This window comes from Paracoccus suum, assembly GCF_003324675.1.
Taxonomy (GTDB): Bacteria; Pseudomonadota; Alphaproteobacteria; order Rhodobacterales; family Rhodobacteraceae; genus Paracoccus; species Paracoccus suum.
In genome coordinates this window covers 2,217,396-2,236,575 of sequence record NZ_CP030918.1, presented here as the reverse complement: position 1 = coordinate 2,236,575, position 19,180 = coordinate 2,217,396, and the positions used below count along the sequence as shown (strand labels likewise).

At 64.6% G+C, this 19,180-nt stretch carries 17 protein-coding genes and 1 tRNA gene; 7 read left to right on the top strand and 11 right to left on the bottom strand.

Features of this window, described 5'->3' with window-relative positions; translation table 11 throughout:
* Window positions 1-38 precede the first annotated feature (38 nt).
* From acs to DRW48_RS10895, 3 genes are all read right to left on the bottom strand, one after another.
* A complete protein-coding gene (gene acs / locus DRW48_RS10905; protein ID WP_114076457.1) occupies window positions 39-1,994 on the bottom strand; it encodes an acetate--CoA ligase in 1,956 nt (651 codons plus the stop codon).
* Between the two features lie 218 nt (window positions 1,995-2,212).
* Complete coding sequence (locus tag DRW48_RS10900) at window positions 2,213-4,507, bottom strand: glycosyl hydrolase family 28-related protein (RefSeq protein ID WP_114076456.1); 2,295 nt, start codon at window positions 4,505-4,507, stop codon at window positions 2,213-2,215.
* 182 nt (window positions 4,508-4,689) lie between these two features.
* Entirely contained in the window at window positions 4,690-6,288 is a 1,599-nt protein-coding gene (locus DRW48_RS10895; RefSeq protein ID WP_114076455.1) for a lysine--tRNA ligase, read from the bottom strand.
* A 116-nt stretch (window positions 6,289-6,404) separates the two neighbouring features.
* Between DRW48_RS10895 and DRW48_RS10890 the strand changes: the two genes are divergently transcribed.
* Window positions 6,405-6,827: a tellurite resistance TerB family protein gene (locus tag DRW48_RS10890; protein ID WP_114076454.1), complete on the top strand. Its 423-nt coding sequence runs from the start codon at window positions 6,405-6,407 to the stop codon at window positions 6,825-6,827.
* On the opposite strand, the gene DRW48_RS10885 is transcribed toward DRW48_RS10890, so the two are convergent.
* From DRW48_RS10885 to DRW48_RS10870, 4 genes are all read right to left on the bottom strand, one after another.
* On the bottom strand, window positions 6,824-7,462 hold the full coding sequence (locus DRW48_RS10885; protein WP_114076453.1) for a nicotinate-nucleotide adenylyltransferase: 639 nt from the start codon (window positions 7,460-7,462) through the stop codon (window positions 6,824-6,826). The two genes, DRW48_RS10890 and DRW48_RS10885, sit on opposite strands and share 4 nt — an antisense overlap.
* Window positions 7,463-7,531: 69 nt before the next feature.
* Window positions 7,532-8,617 carry a GGDEF domain-containing protein gene (locus DRW48_RS10880; RefSeq protein WP_114076452.1) on the bottom strand — a complete coding sequence of 362 codons (1,086 nt, stop codon included), beginning with the start codon at window positions 8,615-8,617 and terminating at the stop codon, window positions 7,532-7,534.
* Window positions 8,617-9,198 (bottom strand): heme NO-binding domain-containing protein, encoded by a 582-nt coding sequence (locus DRW48_RS10875; RefSeq protein WP_114076451.1) that lies wholly within the window; start codon window positions 9,196-9,198, stop codon window positions 8,617-8,619. The genes DRW48_RS10880 and DRW48_RS10875 overlap by 1 nt, the downstream gene beginning before the upstream one ends.
* 57 nt (window positions 9,199-9,255) lie before the next feature.
* Window positions 9,256-9,531, bottom strand: a complete 276-nt coding sequence (locus DRW48_RS10870) for a DUF3572 family protein (RefSeq protein WP_114076450.1) — start codon at window positions 9,529-9,531, stop codon at window positions 9,256-9,258.
* Window positions 9,532-9,645: 114 nt separating this feature from the next.
* Here DRW48_RS10870 and DRW48_RS10865 point away from each other — a divergent pair, with 114 nt between their 5' ends.
* The 5 genes from DRW48_RS10865 to DRW48_RS10845 all read left to right on the top strand — a co-directional run bounded on the left by DRW48_RS10865 (window position 9,646) and on the right by DRW48_RS10845 (window position 13,380).
* A complete protein-coding gene (locus DRW48_RS10865; protein ID WP_114076449.1) occupies window positions 9,646-11,067 on the top strand; it encodes a diguanylate cyclase domain-containing protein in 1,422 nt (473 codons plus the stop codon).
* Between the two features lie 95 nt (window positions 11,068-11,162).
* A complete protein-coding gene (locus DRW48_RS10860; RefSeq protein ID WP_114076448.1) occupies window positions 11,163-11,582 on the top strand; it encodes a DUF983 domain-containing protein in 420 nt (139 codons plus the stop codon).
* Window positions 11,583-11,652: 70 nt separating this feature from the next.
* Complete coding sequence (locus tag DRW48_RS10855) at window positions 11,653-12,177, top strand: NUDIX domain-containing protein (RefSeq protein WP_241963246.1); 525 nt, start codon at window positions 11,653-11,655, stop codon at window positions 12,175-12,177.
* Between the two features lie 92 nt (window positions 12,178-12,269).
* Window positions 12,270-12,992, top strand: a complete 723-nt coding sequence (gene lexA / locus DRW48_RS10850) for a transcriptional repressor LexA (RefSeq protein ID WP_114076447.1) — start codon at window positions 12,270-12,272, stop codon at window positions 12,990-12,992.
* Between the two features lie 304 nt (window positions 12,993-13,296).
* A tRNA-Leu gene (locus tag DRW48_RS10845) sits at window positions 13,297-13,380 on the top strand.
* 325 nt (window positions 13,381-13,705) lie between these two features.
* Here DRW48_RS10845 and DRW48_RS16480 read toward each other — a convergent pair.
* Both DRW48_RS16480 and DRW48_RS10835 read right to left on the bottom strand, forming a co-directional pair.
* Entirely contained in the window at window positions 13,706-14,272 is a 567-nt protein-coding gene (locus tag DRW48_RS16480) for a calcium-binding protein (protein WP_114076446.1), read from the bottom strand.
* 279 nt (window positions 14,273-14,551) lie between these two features.
* Window positions 14,552-16,027, bottom strand: a complete 1,476-nt coding sequence (locus tag DRW48_RS10835) for a DNA recombination protein RmuC (RefSeq protein WP_241963245.1) — start codon at window positions 16,025-16,027, stop codon at window positions 14,552-14,554.
* 104 nt (window positions 16,028-16,131) lie between these two features.
* Here DRW48_RS10835 and DRW48_RS10830 point away from each other — a divergent pair, with 104 nt between their 5' ends.
* Window positions 16,132-16,680: an NADPH-dependent FMN reductase gene (locus DRW48_RS10830; RefSeq protein WP_114076444.1), complete on the top strand. Its 549-nt coding sequence runs from the start codon at window positions 16,132-16,134 to the stop codon at window positions 16,678-16,680.
* Between the two features lie 9 nt (window positions 16,681-16,689).
* On the opposite strand, the gene DRW48_RS10825 is transcribed toward DRW48_RS10830, so the two are convergent.
* Complete coding sequence (locus DRW48_RS10825) at window positions 16,690-17,052, bottom strand: hypothetical protein (protein ID WP_114076443.1); 363 nt, start codon at window positions 17,050-17,052, stop codon at window positions 16,690-16,692.
* Window positions 17,049-19,031: an RNA polymerase sigma factor RpoD gene (gene rpoD / locus DRW48_RS10820; protein ID WP_114076442.1), complete on the bottom strand. Its 1,983-nt coding sequence runs from the start codon at window positions 19,029-19,031 to the stop codon at window positions 17,049-17,051. Before rpoD ends, DRW48_RS10825 begins: the two co-directional genes overlap by 4 nt.
* Between the last annotated feature and the right edge of the window lie 149 nt (window positions 19,032-19,180).

The window sequence follows — 19,180 nt, the reverse complement described above, 5'->3', positions numbered from 1 at the left end:
GTTGGCCGGACCGCCCCCCGGCGGCCGGCAATTCCGTCTCAGCCGCGATTCATGCGGTTCTCGATCAGTTCCTCGACCACGGCAGGATCGGCCAGCGTCGAGATGTCGCCCAGCGCCCCGAAGTCGTTTTCAGCGATCTTGCGCAGGATCCGGCGCATGATCTTGCCGCTGCGGGTCTTGGGCAGGCCGGGCGCCCACTGGATCAGGTCGGGCCGGGCGATTGGCCCGATCTCGGCCCGGACCCAGCCCTCCAACTCGGCGCGCAACTCGTCCGTGGCGGGTACGTCGTTCATCAGCGTGACATAGGCATAGATGCCCTGCCCCTTCAGATCATGCGGATAGCCGACGACCGCCGCCTCGGCGACCTTGGCATGGGCGACCAGCGCGCTTTCGATCTCGGCGGTGCCCATGCGGTGACCGCTGACATTGATGACGTCGTCGACGCGGCCCGTGATCCAGTAATAGCCGTCCTCGTCACGCCGGCAGCCGTCGCCGGTGAAATAGGTGCCGGGATACTGCTGGAAATACGCCTCCTCAAAGCGTTGGTGATCGCCCCACAGGGTCCGCATCTGGCCGGGCCAGCTGTCAGAGATGGCCAGGACGCCCTCGACGCCGTTGCCCTCGATTACCTCGCCGGTCGCGGCATCCAGGACCACCGGCCGCACCCCGAACACAGGCAGGGTCGCGCTTCCGGGCTTGGCCTCGATGGCATAGGGCAGCGAGGTCAGCATGTGCCCGCCCGTCTCGGTCTGCCACCAAGTGTCAACGATCGGACAGCGGCCTTTGCCGACATGGGTGTCATACCAGTGCCAAGCCTCGGGGTTGATCGGCTCGCCGACGGTGCCAAGGATGCGCAGGCTGGACAGATCGTATTTCTCGACCCACTCCGGCCCCTGTCCCATCAGCGCCCGGATGGCGGTTGGCGCGGTATAGAAATGCGTGACCTTGTGCTTGTCGCAGACAGCCCAGAATCGGCCCGCGTCGGGCCAGGTCGGGACCCCCTCGAACATCAGCGACGTGCCGCCGTTCGCCAGCGGGCCATAGACGATATAGCTGTGCCCGGTGACCCAGCCGACATCGGCGCTGCACCAGAACACCTCGCCATCGCGCCAGTCGAAGGTGGTATCGAAGGTCATCGCGACGTGGACCAGGTAGCCGCCCGTGGAATGCACCACCCCTTTGGGCCGCCCGGTCGAGCCAGAGGTATAAAGGATGAACAGCGGGTCTTCGGCATGCATCGGCCGCGGCGGGCAGTCGGGGCTGACCTCGCGCATCAGGGCCAGCACGTCGACATCGCGCCCGTCGATCCAAGTGGTCTGATCGCCAGTGTGCTTTATGACGAGACAGCGCACGCGGTCACTGCAATGCAGCAGCGCGGCATCGGTGTTCGCTTTCAACGCCGTCCGGCGGCCGCCGCGCGGCGCAGTGTCGGCCGTGATGACCAGCTTTGCCTCGCAATCGTTGATCCGGTTCGACAGGGCATCGGGCGAGAAGCCCGCAAAGACCACCGAATGGATCGCCCCGATCCGCGCGCAGGCGAGCATGGCAAAGGCGGCTTCGGGGATCATCGGAAGGTAGATCACCACCCGGTCGCCGCGCATCACGCCCTGGCTCAGCAGGACGTTGGCCATGCGGTTCACCTGATCCGAGAGTTCGGCATAGGTGATGTGGCGCGCGGGCTCGGAGGGATCATCCGGTTCCCAGATGATGGCGGTCTGATCGGCGCGAGTGGGAAGGTGTCGGTCGACGCAATTGACGCAGGCGTTCAGAACGCCGTCCTCGAACCATTTGATCGAGACCTGGCCCAGAGTGAAGTCGGTATCCTTCACGCGGGTGTAGGGCTCGATCCAGTCGAGGCGCTGACCCTCGCGTCCCCAGAACGCATCCGGATCGGTGATCGAGTCCGAATAGAGCCGCTGGTATCCTGCGGGATCGATGCTGCTAGCCTCGGCGCCCGCCGGGATCTTGACCTTCTGCACATCCTGAACCGACATCCTGCCCCCCTCATGACCACCGGCGACTGCCGCTTCGGTTCCGGGGCAGTCCCGCATTCCGCCAAGACCGACAACCAGCGTCGCGAGGCGGATTGGGTCCACTAAAGGCGAGGCGCAAAAGCAAGTAAATATCTGATCGCGGGCGCGCTCCGGGCCTGACATGCAAAAGCCTCCGGGCCGGCGGGCGGCCCGGAGGCAGGATCAGTCCACGTCTGCGGTCAATTCTTGTTGTCCATCCGCACCCTAACCGAGATGCTGCCCTTGGCCGCCTTCGACCAATTGACCTTCAGCGATTTCTGATCGCTCGCCTGTCGGACCTGCAAATAGGGCATGTCATTCAGCCTGGCATTGCCGCTGTCGGTAATCGCCGTGGTGGCAATGATCGAATCCGCCTGCTTGGCCCAGCCGTTGAATGGCAGGCGGTCGGCGGTCGGAACGGTCCAGCCGGTCGAGGCGGTGGCCTGGCTATGTTCGACCAGCAGCGGGTTGCTGGTCCACACGTCGACGCCGTTATAGGTGTTACCGTCGAAGGTGATGTTGCGCATCCAGCCGTTGTCGAGCGCCGCGTAGGTCGTATCCACGCGGTCTACCCGGGTGATGTTGCGATCTGTCGCCAGGAACACGTTGCTCGTCACCGTAAGTCCCTGAATGAAGTGCCCGGGACCATAGGGTTTGACCACGATGAACGAAAAATAATTCACCGTGTGCGAGCAGAGGAACGTGTTGCCCGTAACTACGAGCCCGCCGAACGACCATTGCGCACCGTTGAACGTCGGCTGCGGCGCGTATTCGTTGGTCCATTCGATACTGCTGTTGTCGATGTAATTGGCAGTCACCGTTATCTGGACGGTGGTGTTGGCGATCACGAGGCCGCCGCCGCGCACGCCCGGATCGGCCGCATCGCCCTGGAACCAGTGGTTGCCACTGATCAGGTGGCCCGTGCCCGAGGCGACCATGAAGTGGCGAAAGCGCACAAAGCGGTTCTCGCAGATCTTGGTGTCGTTGGCGTTGACGTTGATGCAGACGTTGGTGCGGTTCTGCCAAAGCTCGTCCATCTCGTTTGACAGGAACTGGCAGCGGTCGACGAGCATGTCCTGGCAGCCGCGCCCGATCGAGGTGATCCCCCGGTCGCGACACCGCACGACGTAGCAGTCGCGGAAATGGATCATCTCGCCGGCGGGCGGCAGCATGACCGCGCTCGCAACGCCGTCGCACAGGAACTCGATGTCGGCAAAGTTCAGGCGGTCGACCTTGGCCATGCCGGACATGTCGAAGATATAGCGGAAACGCTTGAAAGCATAGGTGCGCGTGCCGGACCCGCCAAACAGCGGCTGGCTGAGGGTCAGGGTGCCGGCGCCGATATTGCGCTCTTTCACATAGACTTCGCGTCCGACGCCGGCGCCAGTGACGAGGCTGCCGACCTCGATGTTCGCGACATTGGCAACACCGGTCAGCAGCGTGGACTGGCCGACGTTGTATGTCGCGACCGAGCTCACGCTACCAGTGTTCCAGGCAGCGCCGGGCACGGCGCAAAGCTGGCCGTTGCTGATGACGCGCCGGTTGGAAAAATTGGTCACACCCGGAACCGCGTCAGCGAGGTCGATCGGGCCGGTAAGGTCAACCCGGCGGCCGCACAAATCGAGCGTGCCGTGGTCGGTATAACCCAGCAGCGCCTGCAAGGCGCGCTTGAACCCCTCGGTCTCCTCGCCGAATGCCTCGGCGTAGGTCGGAAAGTTGAAGCTGGCGACGAGGGCGAGGCGCGCGGTGCGCGGCATCACCAGCTTGCCCTGAAATCGGATGGGGGCATTGATCGTCAGATCGCTGCCGATGCGAAAGGTGCCGGCCGGGACGACCAGTTGCCGCCCGCGTGCGGCGGCGTCGGCGGCAGCAAAGGCCGCGCGGTCGTCGGTCACGCCGTCACCGACCGCACCAAAATCGCGCACGTCGACCCAGTCCATCATCGTGCGCAGAAAGGCCGAGGTGACATCCTCGATCCTGATCGACTCGATCCGGACTGAGCCGCCGTTGGCGCCAAACAGATCGAGGCCAAAGTGGCCGTAGATCGGGGCCGAACCCCAGGCCATGTTGACGCCGGTGCGCCGGCCGGTGCCGACAATGGCGCTGACCTCGACAATGCGGCCATAGCCGGACAGCGCGGCGGCCGGGCCGGTATCGACGAGGTTGGTAACACGCTGGCGCGCGCCGTTGCCGGCAAAGGCGGCGATGCGCACTGAGGGCAGCATGCCAGCCACCGCCTTCACTCGCGCGCTGATGCGCAGATAGGTGCCCGGCAGGATCGGCGTTTCCGCCATGAACCGCAGCTTGGTGAGGTCGTCCTGCTTGAATATCTCGAGGCAGGTTCCGAAATCCTGGTCCGCCGGCACCACGGCGGCGTTGGTCGCGTTTGCCCAGGTGGCGCTGCCGGCGGTGCCATCCTCACGCGACCAGACCGACAGACCCGCGGCAAAGCCCGGCGGGCTGAGCTGGATGCCGTCCGTGATGGCGATGTTCATGTGCAGTTCCCCTTGCTGACCGGCCGGGGCCGCTGTCACCCCGTATTGCGGGCACAGTGTCAGCGAATGGTTAATGCGGCCTGACCGAGGAGGGCGCTGCAACGGCCAAACGCGCAACATCGGGCGCGGGTGGGGTGCCGCGCCCTACAGGGCAATTTGCGACGGGCCTCGCATGCGCAGCCTTAGGCGGCGGGCTGCGGAGCCGCTGTCGTCAACTCTCCGGCCAGGGCGCGCTCGATCAGTGCCTTGGTTTCCGCCAGGCCATAAAGCGCGATAAAGCCGCCAAAGCGCGGGCCCTGTTCGGCCCCAAGCAGGACCTGGTACAGGGCCGAGAACCAGTCCTTCATCGAATCGAAGGCGTGGTCGCGGCCGACGGCGTAGACCATTTCCTGCAGCTTTTCCGGATCTGCCGGCTCGGTCCATTCGCCCAGCCGCGCCGCGAGGTCGGTCAGTGCCGCGCGCTCCGCCTCGGTCGGGGCGCGGTAGCTGCGGGTCGGCGCGACGAAGTCGTTGAAATAGCGCAGTGCATGACCCGCGGCAGCATCGAGGCCCGGGTGGGTCTGCGGGCTCGCCTCGGGCGCATAGCGCTGGATGAAGCCCCAGAGGCCCGCCTTGTCCTTGGCGCCGGCAACCGACGCCAAGTTCAGCAGCATCGAAAACGGCACCACCATGTCCGAGGGCGGCACCTGCCCGCCATGGATATGGAATACAGGATTGGCCGCCTGCTGTTCCGGTGTCTGGTCGGGATAGGCCCGCAATTGCTGATGATATTCGTCGACGGCCTTGGGAATGACGTCGAAATACATGCGCTTCGCCGTTTTGGGCTTTTGGTACATGAAATACGACAGGCTCTCGGTCGCGGCATAGGTCAGCCATTCGTCGATCGATAGGCCATTGCCTTTCGACTTGCTGATCTTCTGGCCGTGCTGGTCCAGGAACAATTCGTAATTGAAATGCTCCGGCGCGCGGCCGCCGAGGGTTTTGCAGATACCGTCGTAGATCGGCGTGTTGGTGCTGTGATCCTTGCCATACATCTCGAAATCGACATCGAGCGCGGCCCAGCGGGCGCCAAAGTCAGGTTTCCACTGCAGTTTCACATTGCCGCCTGTCACCGGCAGCGTGGTCTCCACCCCCTCTTCGTAAAACGTCACCGTGCCGGCCTTGGGGTCGACATGCTTGATCGGCACGTACAGGACGCGGCCGGTGCGCGGGCTGATCGGCAAGAAGCAGGAATAGGTCTGCTGACGCTCCTCGCGCAGACTGGCCAGCATGATTTCCATGATGGCGTCATATTTCTCGGCCACTTTCAGCAGCGTCGCGTCGAATTGGCCCGATTTATAGAATTCGGTCGCGCTGATGAATTCGTACTCAAATCCGAAAGTGTCCAGAAAGCGGCGCAGCATGGCATTGTTATGGCCACCAAAGCTGTCGAGCTCGCCGAACGGATCGGGGACCGAGGTCAGCGGCAATTGCAGATGCTCGCGCAGCATTTCCTGCTGCGGCACATTTTCGGGCACCTTGCGCATTCCGTCGAGATCGTCGGAAAAGCAGAACAACCGCGTCGGAATGTCGCTGATGATCTCGAACGCGCGCCGGATCATCGTCGTACGCGCGACCTCGCCAAAGGTGCCGATATGCGGCAGCCCCGAGGGGCCGTAGCCGGTTTCGAACAGCACGTAACCCTTTTCGGGATCGCGTTTTTCATAACGTTTCAGCACCCGGCGCGCCTCCTCGAACGGCCAGGCCTTTGAGGTCATGGCGGCGTCGCGCAAGGGGGTCATGGCGGATCTCCGGGAATATCGGCGGTGTGCGGGCAGACACCGGCCATATTGAAAGCCCCGCCGCGCGTCAATAATCTGCCGGTCCACGCGCCGTTGCATCCCCGCCGGAGAGATCGATGTCCCTTGAGTTGCCCTCGCTGTCGGTCTGCGACGCGCTCGTTGCGGTGATGGTCGCGGTATCGGCATCCGACGCGCGCATGCGCACGTCCGAGCTGGTCGCGATCGAGCGTATGGTGAACCACGCCCCGGTGTTCGCGGACTACGACGCCGACCGCGTGCGGGCGGTGTCGCAAACGGTCGTGAGCCTCTTTGAGGAAGAGGACGGCCTCGACGCCTTTTTCGGCCTGATCCGCGAGGCTTTGCCCCAGCGTCTGCACGACACCGCCTATGCCCTCGCCTGTGACGTCGCTGCCGCCGACGGCCGCATGGGCGAGACCGAGGGCGCCCTGCTGGCTGAAATCCGCAGCGAGCTGGAGATCGACCGCTTGCACGCCGCCGCCATCGAATTGAGCGCCCGCGCGCGGCATCGCACACTTTAAGCGCTAACGCCTCTGCCGATCCCGCTCCTCAGCGGGGGCACTCCGTGGGCGGCTGCCCGAAGCGCGGTTGAGGAGGCAGGGTTGCGCGGCAAATCCAGTATCGCCCAGGCAGGGGGCCTCATCTGCGCCAGTTTGCCGGCCTGCCGAGCGGGGATGCGCCACGGCGCCAGGATCTGCGCCGCCCGCGCCCTCCGTGCGGCCAGTTGGCTGCCAGGGCGCGACAGGACACCGATCGGAACGCGCTCCGCGATCTCGCGCCAGCGGTCCCAGCGGTCGAACTGCATCAGATTGTCGCTGCCCATCAGCCAGACGAACCGGACCCCCGGGTAATGCTTCTGCAACGCCGCGATGGTGTCGGCCGTCATGCGCGTGCCGAGCCGCGCCTCGATGGCGGTGACGACAACCCGGGGGTCGCGCAGCAGTTTGCGCGCCGCAGTGATGCGATGCTCCAGCGGCATCGGTCCGTGTGCCTTCAGCGGATTGCCGGGCGAGACCAGCCACCACACTCGGTCCAACCCAAAGCCGCGCAACGCAGCACGGGTAATCGCGACGTGGCCTTCGTGCGGCGGGTCGAAAGACCCGCCAAGCAAACCGATGGACTGCCCCGCGAATGCCAGAGGAAAACCAGATCGCATGGGGCGCTGTCTCATGCCGCAGGCCTTCAGGCAAGACTGCGGTAGATTGTGGGGCAAGCCAGACCCCACTCAAGCGCCACCCCGGCTGTCATGCGCCAGCGCAAGCACCGGCCGCTCGCGCCACGGGCCCTTAAAGACCGTCGCCGCGCCAAAGCCGGTGCAGCGGCAGACCCGGCCGCGTCCGGCGCGCTTGGCGGCGTAGAGGGCAGCGTCCGCCTCGCGCGCCAGCGTCTCGTGCCCGACCCCGGGATAGTCGCAGCTGAGCGCGATGCCGATGCTGGCCGAGACGGAAACCGCGACCGCGCCCAAGGCGACCGGTTTTTCGATCCGGGTGATGATCCGTTCCGCCAGAGAATCCAGCGAGGCGATAGAGGTCGTGCCCGGCAGCACCACCACGAATTCGTCTCCGCCAGGACGCGCGATGACATCGCTGCTGCGGGTCTGTTCGACAAGCACTGCCGCGACGTGCCGCAGCAAAAGATCGCCCGTCGCATGGCCATGGGCGTCGTTGATCGCCTTGAAACCGTCGAGGTCGATGTGCATGACCGCATGACCGGCAGGATCGCCCTGGCGCCGCGTGGCCGTCCCGTCGGCCGTCCGTGTCAGCCCAAGCAAGGCGGCATCGAGGCCGCGCCGGTTGCAGAGCCCTGTCAGCGCGTCGGTGGTGGAATCCGCCTCTGCGGTGCGGCGAGCCTCGTCCAGGCGAGCGTTGAAATGCGACAGTGCGCCCGTCGCGGCGGCATTGGCCTCGTGCAGAAACAACAGCTCCATCGCCAGGTCGCTGGGGGCAAAGTCGGCGTCTGTGAGGTCAAACTGGCGGACCGATTGCGGCAGGTTGATCCCAAAGCCGAGGTTTACCAGCAGCCGTCCCCTGCCAACCGGCACGGCGTGGCCGCGCAAAACGGTGAACGGCGTCTGTATCTGGCGCAGAAAGACGCGCGCGCCGTTGCGCGCAGCCTCGGCCAGCGCAGCCGCGGCCGGTCCGTCCCCGGGGTGCGGGCGCTCAACTACGAAGCTGTCGGTCAGGTTGGCGGCGCCCTTGGTCAGTTTACGAATGGTCGGCCCACTGGAGACGATGCAGCCGTCCTCGTCGATCAGCAGGTGCATTGGCATCAGCCTGCCGACGTCCCCGAAATCCAGTGCCTCGTCGCGCATCAGATCGCCTCCCTGTGCGCGCGCGGCCCCGCGCCGAGGTCAAAGTCGCGCGCCGCGCCGAAGCTGTCGTCAGAGACGTCGACACTGATATAGGCCCCCTCATCCACGATGAGCGCGAGGGCGCCATACTCATCCGACATGGCGCGCAAGACGCCCGCCAGGACGCAGCGCCACTCCGGGAAGGAATGGGTGACGGCGACACAGAACTGCGCCTCACCCTGCACCAGCACGCTGATCCTCGGCATGTCGAGATCGGGCAACACCAGATGGGCGCGACCCGGCAACTCCTCCAGCGCGAGGACGAAATCGGCAAAATCCGCGCCAGAAAAGCGAAGCAATCGTCGCGCCGGCTCTATCCGGGCGAGCCACGCTCCGACATCCTCCAGGAACTCGGCCTCGGGCTTTGCCAAGACCCGAGCGCCGATCGCGACGAGGCAATGGGTGTCCGCGTCAGGATAGCGCCGAAAGGGCTCGAAGCCCTCGCGCTCGATCCCCAGTGCATCGGCAACACTGTTCCACGCAGCCTCTCCATAGCTGTCGCGCAGAAAGCTTTCGATCGAGCGGTTGATGAGACCGTGCATTTGTGTGCCCTGGAGCTGTCCTTGGCCCAGCGCTAGCACCCTTGGGTTAAGAAAACCTCAATCCCAGCCGTCCTCGGGCCCGCTAAGCGCTTGGCGCGCCGCCATGACTTCCGTTGGTTTCACGCCCGCCGCGGTTGCAAAATCAACAACGCGGGCGTCGTTTTCGAGCAGGAAGTCAAGCAAGAACAGGGCAAATTCAGGCTCTACAGCCATTTTTCTAAGCCCACCCGCCTCGGCCCCAGACGCCGCCAGAAGAGCAGCGGCGAGGTCAGGATCGGTGGCAACAAAATGCAGAGCATCGTCAGCAAGTTCGCGCGCAGCGAGGGGGGTCATCGGCGGCCTTTCGCCCAGTCCCGGGCACTACGCCGCGGGCGGGAAACGATTTGTTAACGACTTGGGCGCAGTCTGACCCCAAGACACGAGACCTGTTCAAGGTACGAGACCCCAATGTCAGGCACAATTCTCATCGCCGATGCTGTATCCAGGAATCGGATCGCGCTGAAGGTCAAGCTGTCCGCGGCCTGCTATGATACTTGCGTGGCCACCGACGTCGACACGGCGCTGGCGGGGGCGCGGGCCCAGGTTCCGGATCTGCTCCTGGTCGACGATGCACTACCCGGCGGAGGCGCGATCGAGCTTTTCCGGCGCCTGGCGGCCGATCCCCTGACCCGCGCAATCCCGGTCATTGCCCTTTGCGATGCCTCGGGTCGCCTCCCAGCCGTGCGTGCCGGCGCAGACGCGGTGTTAGAGCGTCCGGTCGACGAATTTTTGCTGCTCGCCCGGATTCGAAACCTGATGGCCGGTGGCGGCCGGCCCCTTGCCGGCCCGGACACACCAACGGTGCCAGACGCATTCGCGGCGCTCGGTCTCGCAGAGGCGCCGGCAAGCTTTGCCCCCGCGCCCTCGCCGAAAGGCCGGCTGGTCCTGGTCGCCCCTGATGGCGCCACGGTCATCGGCTGGAAGCAGGCGCTTGGCGGACACGGTCCGTTCTCTATCGAGGCAAGTTCGGCCGAGCGCGCCTTGAACGATGCCGCAGCCGGCCGCCCGGGCGATGTCTATCTGATCGCCGCCGACCTCGCCCTGCCCGGCGATGGCCTGCGGCTGTTGTCCGAATTGCGCGCCAGGCCTTCCTCTCGCGGCGCGGCCTTCATCATTGCGCTCAGTGACGAGCGGGCCGCGTTGGCCCCGGTCGCGCTCGACCTCGGCGCGGGAGACGTACTGCCCATGTCCCTGCGCGACCGTCCGGTCGCCGAGGAGGCCGCGTTGCGCATCACCGCGCAACTCAAGCGCAAGCGGGCAGCCGACCACCGCCGCCTCGCCGCTGAGGCGGAACGGCACTGGGCGGTCACCGACCCACTGACTGGCCTTCACAATCGCCGCTTCGCCATGCCGCGCCTCGAAGCGATGGCAGCGGAGGCCGAGCGCGGCGAACTGGCGGTGATGGTCGTCGATCTCGACTGCTTCAAGGCCATCAACGATACCTACGGCCATGCCGCCGGCGACACCGTCCTGACCGAAGTTGCGTGCCGCCTCGCGCATGTGCTTCCCCCTTCCGCCTTGCTCGCCCGGATCGGCGGCGAGGAGTTTCTGATCGCCATACCAAACCTCCTACCCGGCGGCGCCGAGGCAGCCGCCGATGGTCTGCGCCGGTGCGTTGCCGCTGCGCCGGTCGAACTGCCAGCCATTCTTGGCGGCGGCCAGATCGCCGTGACCGCCTCGATCGGCCTTGCCCGCGGGATGCAGGGCGAACTGGCCAACATCATCATGCTGCGCGCAGACCGGGCGCTGCTTGGTGCCAAGAGCATGGGACGCAACCGCGTGGTCGCTGCCCCCTTGTGGTCGCAGCCTGACGCATTCTGCGGCGTTTGATCGCATGTCACGCAATCCGGCATGGAAAATTTTCCCTGCCTGCGCTATCTGACGCGGGTGCGGCCAGCCGGGTCGCCCCAACCGAAATTGGTCCGATGTCCCTGAGCCAGATCGAAGTCGTGCAGCCTGCGATCGTTAATGACCGCATCACTGGTCTTGCCATGCGTCGTGGCGCGCTGGGTCGCTGCCCTGCCTGCGGCGAGGGCCGGCTCTTTCAAGGATATCTCAAGGTCCGCGACGAATGCCCTTCCTGCGGCGAACCGCTGCACCACCAGCGAGCAGACGACGGACCGGCCTACCTCACGATCTTGATCGTGTCGCACCTGCTGACCCCGGTGCTGATGGCGGTCTTTATTACCTGGCGGCCGAGCGTGTCCTACATGCTGATCGGGTTCCTGGGGGCCGCCGTTGTGATGTCGCTGGCGCTACTGCCGGTCATCAAGGGCGCGCTTGTGGGCATGCAGTGGGCGCGCCGGATGCACGGCTTCGGCTCCGGCGAGGCCCGCGCTGACTGATCCGGCTCCTCCGATCCGCGACGCCGCCAGCGTCGTTCTGGTTCGCCGTGACGGACCCACGCGGGTCCTGATGGGCATGCGCGGCGCGAAAGCCGCCTTCATGGCATCGAAATATGTCTTCCCCGGCGGCGCGGTTGATCCGGAGGATTTTGCCAGGGCATCCACCAATTCCGGTCCCCTCGCAATCGATAGCGACTGTCCGGCGGATGCGATCCTGACCTGCGCAAGGCGCGAGCTGGCCGAGGAAACGGGGCTGAAGTTGTCATCGAACTCGAGGCTTCACTTCTTTTTTCGGGCCGTCACTCCGCCCGGCCGACCGCGCCGGTTCGACGCCCGCTTCCTGCTCGCGGACGCCCGTGATCTGACGGCGGATCCCGATGATTTTTCAGCTGCCTGTGACGAGCTTTCGCACCTGCACTGGGTTCGGCTTGACGAAGCGCCTCGGCTCGACCTGCCGTTCATCACGGAAGTCGTTTTGGCTCAAGTCGCATCCTTGATCCCCATGGCAGGGGCGGATGCCCTGGTGCAGCCCTCAAGCGTGCCATTCTTTGACAACCGCGACGCCGAGCCGCGCTTCACCTGGATCGGCGGTTAACCCGATATTTACGCGAATCGGTCAACCTCGTTGACGAAGGACCCCCGCAAGGGTAGAACAATCCCCGAACACAGGCGGGGCCGAGGGATGCCATGCTGACGAAAAAACAAGTTGAGTTGCTCACTTTCATCCAGTCCCGGATGGCTCGTGACGGCGTTCCTCCCTCGTTTGACGAGATGAAAGAGGCGCTCGACCTGCGCTCCAAGTCCGGCATCCATCGACTGGTGACCGCGCTTGAGGAGCGCGGCTTCATCCGCCGCCTTCCGCACCGGGCGCGCGCTCTCGAAATTGTCCGCCTGCCTGACAGTATCGGCGGCCGCGTGCCCCCCGGCACCATCGCCGGGCCGGATGCGGCCTCTGCTTTCCGCCCCGAGGTGATCGAAGGCGATCGCCGGCCACCGCCACGCAACGCCATGCCGGTCGTATCGTCCTCGGTCGATCTGCCCGTCATGGGCCGGATTGCGGCGGGTGTCCCCATCGAGGCGATCAGCGAGGTCTCGCACCATATCGCCGTGCCGGGGACCATGATCTCCGGTCGGACGCATCACTATGCCCTCGAGGTGAAGGGCGACTCGATGATCGAAGCAGGCATCAACGACGGCGACGTTGTGGTCATCCGCGAGCAGACTACGGCCGATAACGGCGACATTGTGGTCGCCTTGGTCGAGAGCAACGAGGCCACCCTCAAGCGCTATCGCCGCAAGGGAAACATGATTGCCCTTGAAGCTGCGAACCCCGCCTACGAGACGCGGATCCTCGGCGAGGACAAGGTCAAGATTCAGGGCAGGTTGGTGGGTCTGATCCGCAGCTACTAGCGAAGGGTTGGCGACCCAAATACCCGCTCTGCAGTCCTGGCGCCGAAAGCATATGACGGGCGTGAGCCTGCGGCACAGCGACAGCGGTCCGAAGCTCTGCCCGGGGTCCCACAATTGTCCGCCAAGATTCTAGCCGAACCTTAGGTGCGGGGGCAGCCCACTCGTCGACTATCAAAGCTGCATGATGGCCACGGCGCCGCGGAGTTCCGCCGCCTCCGGCATGACGAAAACCTTGCGTCGATGCGGATTTGCCGGTAGCGGGAGCGCAGCACTGTCGAAGATCGCTGATCATCGGCGCCGTGCTGGGGGCGTGGCGAAATGGTAGACGCGGTAGACTCAAACTCTGCTTCCGCAAGGAGTGCCGGTTCGATCCCGGCCGCCCCTACCAAATTTACATTCATTTGATTTGAAACACCCGCGATAGCTGTAGCTCTCGGCGGTTTTCACGCTTCGTGTGCCAAGGGGGGGCGCCCGAATTAGGGCTTGAATTTGAGCCGGGTTGCGCCCGACTCTTTATCTGAAGAACTGACCCCGGATTTCACCGTTAGACGCAGTGCTTTGAAAAGACCCAGGCGCAAGTATCAGACACGAAATTGCGCAACCCTCGGGCGGCAAGCGGCCTGTCTCAGAATACTCTGAAATAACAAATAACTTTCGGCTCCGGGGTCAGAACCCTCAAATTGAATGGGGCGGCCGCCGCCGCCCCATTTTCCTCACATGGTAAAGTCTGCCGAGGACAGAGCTCCGTTGAAGTGCCACAGAAGGACGGTGCTGTCCCCGTCAAGGGTCAGCATCAGGCCGTCCTCGGTGGTTACCGCGCTGTTCAGGATGGCGTCCACGTCGGCGCCGTAACTGACTCCGATCAGGTCCTTGCCGTCCTGGAAGTCCATGACCTTGTCTGCATCGGTCGTCTCGCACGCATCATCGAACCAGAAGGTATCCCTGCCGGCGTTCCCGTACAGCATGTCATCGCCATTCTCGCCCGCCAGCTGGTCATTGCCTTGCCCCCCGAAGAGGGTGTCGCGGCCTTCCCAGCCGAGCAGAACGTCGTTGCCGTTGCCGCCGCGGAGGAGGTCGGCACCGTTCCAGCCGTCGAGGAAATCATTGCCGCTGCCGCCGGTGAGGACGTCGTTGCCGTTATCCCCGAAGATGTAGTCATCGCCGTTGTAGCCGCGCAGAAGATCATCCTGGGTGCTTCCCCAGATCAAGTCGTCGCCGGGCGTGCCGATTTCGACCGAGCCTTCGTTCGACATCGCAGCGATTCTGAAGGCATTTGCCATTTATTTACGCTCCCTGACTTTCGACCGCAGGGGTGGCGCGCGGTCGATTGGCGCCGCCGCCTGATCAACCGGATCAGCGCGGCGAGCTCATAAGGTCGGCAAGTGCGCAAATCAGTCAATTAGCCCGTTAACAATAGTTAATGGAACGTGAAAATTCCAATATAAATTGTATCAGGATTTACGGCGAGGATTGTAGGTCGAGAAAGGAATTTCATCTACCGGATGAAATCAATAAGGCGAAAGCAGATATCGAATTCAACCATAAGCTGGAGTGGCGAATCAACTCTGCTCGTCCTCGTCGTCCCCGCCGTCAAACTCGATGCCGATGCGCTGCTTGGCACGGGCCCCCAGCAGACGCAGCTTCTCGATCTGCCCGGTGATGTTCCCGGGCCCGGAGGTCAGCCGGCCCATGGCGATGCCATGGGCCTCGTGGGCGCGCGACAATGCTGTCCCGACGTCATTCATTGACTTTATGAACAGCGCGAACTTGTCGTAGAGCGCGCCGGCCCGGTCGGCGATGGCGGCGGCGTTGCTTTCCCGGCGCTCCACCGTCCAGATGTGATCGACGATCCGCAGCGCCAGCATCAGCGTCGCGGGCGTCATGACCGCAACCCGGCGCTGCATTGCCCAGCTGACCAGATCGCCGTCGGCGCGGACCGCCTCGGCATAGGCACCCTCGATCGGCATGAACATCATGACGTAGTCGACCGAGCCCTCGTCCAGGCGCTCGTAGCCCTTGTCGGACAGGGTCTGCACATGCGTGCGCACGGCTGCGACATGGCGCTTCAGGGCGGCGGCACGCATCAGCGGATCCTCAGCCTCGGTCGCCTCGGCGTAAGCGTTCAGCGAGACCTTGCTGTCGACGACCAGCACCTTCTTTTGCGGCAGCCGCACGATCACGTCCGGGCGCCACAGCTTGCCTTCCTCGTCCCGCCGGGATTCTTGGGTCAGGTAGTGAACCCCCGCATCCAGCCCGGAATCCTCCAGCAGGCGGGCAAGGATCATCTCGCCCCAGGCGCCCTGGCGCTGCTTTTCGCCCTTCAATGCGCGGGTCAGGGCCACCGCCTCGACGCTGATCTGTTCCGAGCGCTCGTGCAGCAGGCGGATCTGCTCGCCCAGGCGCGCGCGTTCGCGGTTGGATTGATCCTCGCGGTTCTGAAGTTCCGTCTGAAAGGTCGCGACCTGATCGCGAAAGGGGGTCAAAAGGGCCGAGAGTTGCTCTGCATGGCGTTCGTGCAGCGCCGTCCCCGTCGACTTCAGCGTCTCGTCGGCCAGCAGACGGAACTGGTCCGTCATCTCCTGACGCAGGCCGCGCAGGGTTGCGATCTCACGCGCCATGGCCTCAGCGTCTTTCTGCGCGGCAAGGCGGGCCTCTCCCAGCTGCTGCCGCAGGTCGTTGGCGGCGTCGCGCTCACTGCGCAACTGGCCCGCAAGGCTGTCGCGCTCGGCCGCTCGGTCGGCCAGTTGCCCAGCAAGCGACTCGGCCCGCGTTTCCGCCGCGGCGGCGCGCAGGGCCTGCACCTCGCGTGCATCGGACACATCGGCGAGCCGCGCCTCCAACCCGCGCTGCGTGTTTGCCGCCACTTCCAGCCCCTCGCGCGCCGCCGCCAGCCGTTCCTCGGCCGCACGCAAACGCGCCTCGGCCTCAAGCCTTGCCCGGGCGGCCGTTCCAACCGCGCCGCGCCAAAAGAACAGAAGCAGGCCCAGCACCGCGAGCAGCAGAACGATTGCAATCATGGGCGCATCCAACGTCATGCAAACCGTCCTTCTTTCCGGTTGTTCCTCTTTCGTTTCCTAACCCCCGGGAACCCTGCCGGCAACGCCCGGTTATGCCCGGTATGCTATCGGAAAGAGGGCCAATGCCTAAAAACGTCGCCGTTTTAGTGGGTTCGCTCAGAAGTGGGTCGATCAATCGCAAGCTCGCCCATGCGCTTGAGGGACTGGGTGGGGACAAGCTGACATTCGAGAATGTCGAGATCGGCGATCTGCCGCTCTACAACGAGGATCTGTGGGCGGAGGTGCCCGCCCCGGTGACGCGGATGAAGCGCCAGATCGAGGCCGCGGATGGCGTCCTCATCGTTTCGCCTGAATACAACCGCGGCTATCCGGGGATTCTCGCCAACACATTTGACTGGGGCAGCCGGCCGTCGGGCCAAAGCTCCTTTACGCGAAAGCCGGTTGGCATCATCGGCGCGACCGGGGGCGCGACGGGGACCGCTGCCGGCCAGCAGCACCTGCGGCTGGCGGCGGTGAACCTGGGGATGATCGTGATGCACGCGCCAGAGATGTACATCACCTGGAACAGCGAGCGGTTCGGCCCGGACGGAGAGATCAAGTCCGACGACACACGCAAGCTGCTGCAAGGATTTGTCGACGCTTTCGCGGCTTTCGTCGACAAGCACGGCTAGGTCGAGGACTTAGGCCCCGACCTTCAGCCAGTCCCACAAGGCCTGCGCCTCCGCCTCGTCATGGAGGCGCAGCTTGACCTCGCCCTTGTCCTTCCAGCGCGCGGCGGGAAAGCGCGCCAACAGCGCGTCGGGCGTTGTGATGCCCCCACGGATCGCCGGCTTGCGGAGGGAAAACAGAACCCAGCCCTCGTTGAGGATGGCCGAGAACATCCAGTCCTCGCCGTGGTAAAAGCGCAGATCGTGTTGGATAAAGCCGTTGGACCTCAGCTCGCGCCGCCAGCCTTCGGGCAGCGGCGCGGTGGTGAATAGGGTCCAAGCCTCGCGCGAACCGGCAGATACACCCTCCGGCGGGCGCAGCAACTCCTCGCTCATTGATCGAGGAAGCTGCGCAGCTTGCGCGAGCGGCTGGGATGTTTGAGCTTGCGCAGCGCCTTGGCCTCGATCTGGCGAATGCGCTCGCGGGTGACACTGAACTGCTGGCCGACCTCCTCCAGCGTGTGATCGGTGTTCATGCCGATGCCAAAGCGCATCCGCAGCACGCGCTCCTCGCGTGGCGTCAGGGACGCCAGAACGCGGGTCGTGGTTTCCTTCAGGTTTTCCTGAATGGCACTGTCCAGCGGCAGGACGGCGTTCTTGTCCTCGATGAAATCGCCAAGCTGGCTATCCTCCTCGTCCCCGATCGGGGTTTCGAGGCTGATCGGCTCCTTGGCGATCTTCATCACCTTGCGAACCTTCTCCAGCGGCATCTGCAGCTTTTCGGCCAGTTCCTCGGGGGTCGGCTCACGGCCGATCTCGTGCAGCATCTGCCTGCCGGTGCGGACCAGCTTGTTGATCGTCTCGATCATGTGCACCGGGATGCGGATGGTGCGGGCCTGATCGGCGATGCTTCGGGTAATCGCCTGGCGGATCCACCAGGTCGCATAGGTGCTGAACTTGTAGCCGCGGCGATATTCGAACTTATCGACGGCCTTCATCAGACCGATGTTGCCTTCCTGAATAAGATCAAGGAATTGCAGGCCCCTGTTCGTGTATTTCTTGGCGATCGAGATGACCAGGCGCAGGTTCGCCTCGACCATCTCCTTCTTGGCCTGACGGGCCTCTTTCTCGCCGCGTTGGACCTGGTTCACGATCCGACGAAACTCGTCGATCTCGACGCCGACGTGCTGGCCGACCACGGCCATGTCGCTGCGCAACTGCTCGACCTGTGGGCGCGAGCGCTCGAACAGCGCCTGCCAGCCGCGGCCCTTGTTGCGGACCATGCGGTCCACCCAGGCGGGGTCCAGTTCCGACCCGCGATAGGCGTCGATGAACTCGCGGCGGTTGATGCGGGCGGCGTCCGCCAGCTTCACCATGCCGCTGTCGATGGTCACGATCCGGCGGTTGATGCCATAGATCTGGTCGACCAGTGCCTCAATGCGGTTGTTGTGCAGGTGCAGGCCGTTCACCAGCCCGACGATCCGGGTGCGGACCTCCTGGTAATGCGCCTCGCTCTTCTTGGAAAAGCTGCCGTCCTCGTTCAGGCGCGCTGACATGCGCTGATCCTGCAAGTCGGCCAGGTCCTCGTAGTCGCGCGCGATCGCCTCGAGGGTCTCGAGGACCTGCGGCTTCAGCGTCGCCTCCATCGCGGCCAGCGAGGGGTTCACGCCCTCGTCGTCCTCGTCGTCATCGCCCGCCAGCGGATTGCCGTCGGCGTCGACCTCGGGGGCGGAGGCGCCCTTGTCGGCGCTCCCCGTCGCGCCGCCGGGGGTCAATTCCTCCTCGTCGCCCTCGTCCTCGTCCATCGAGCGACCGAAGGTCGTCTCGAGGTCGATGACGTCGCGCAGCAGGATGTCCTCTTCCAGCAGTTCCTCACGCCACATGGTGATGGCCTTGAAGGTCAGCGGACTTTCGCAAAGGCCCGCGATCATGGTGTTGCGGCCGGCTTCGATGCGCTTGGCGATAGCGATCTCGCCCTCGCGGGACAGCAGCTCGACGCTGCCCATCTCGCGCAGATACATGCGCACCGGATCGTCGGTGCGGTCCAGCTTTTCCGTCTCGGCGGTAGAGACGGCAACCTCGCGCGAGGTTGAAACCGGGACCACGGCGCCGGCTGGGGTCTCGCCCTCCTCGGCCTCGTCATCCTCGATGACGTTGATGCCCATTTCGGACAGCATCGACATCACATCCTCGATCTGCTCGCTGCTCACCTGCTCGGGCGGCAGGACGGCATTCAACTGGTCGTAAGTGATGTAGCCGCGCTCGCGCGCCTCGGCGATCATGCGTTTGACCGCCGCCTGGCTCATGTCCAGCGAATGCTCCGCCTCGGGGGCGTCGGACTTGATGTTGTCGTCGTCTTCGTCCTTGGCGGCCATCGAGGCTCTCCTGACAATGGTCGGGGCGCTGGGTGATTCGGTTGCTGGCCCGAATCACAGCGGCTCCCGCCGGGTCTATCGTGTCGCCGGCGGCTGAGAAAGCCCAGCCGGCGGTAAATGCCTGCCTGAAACCGCAGGTGATTCGCCCC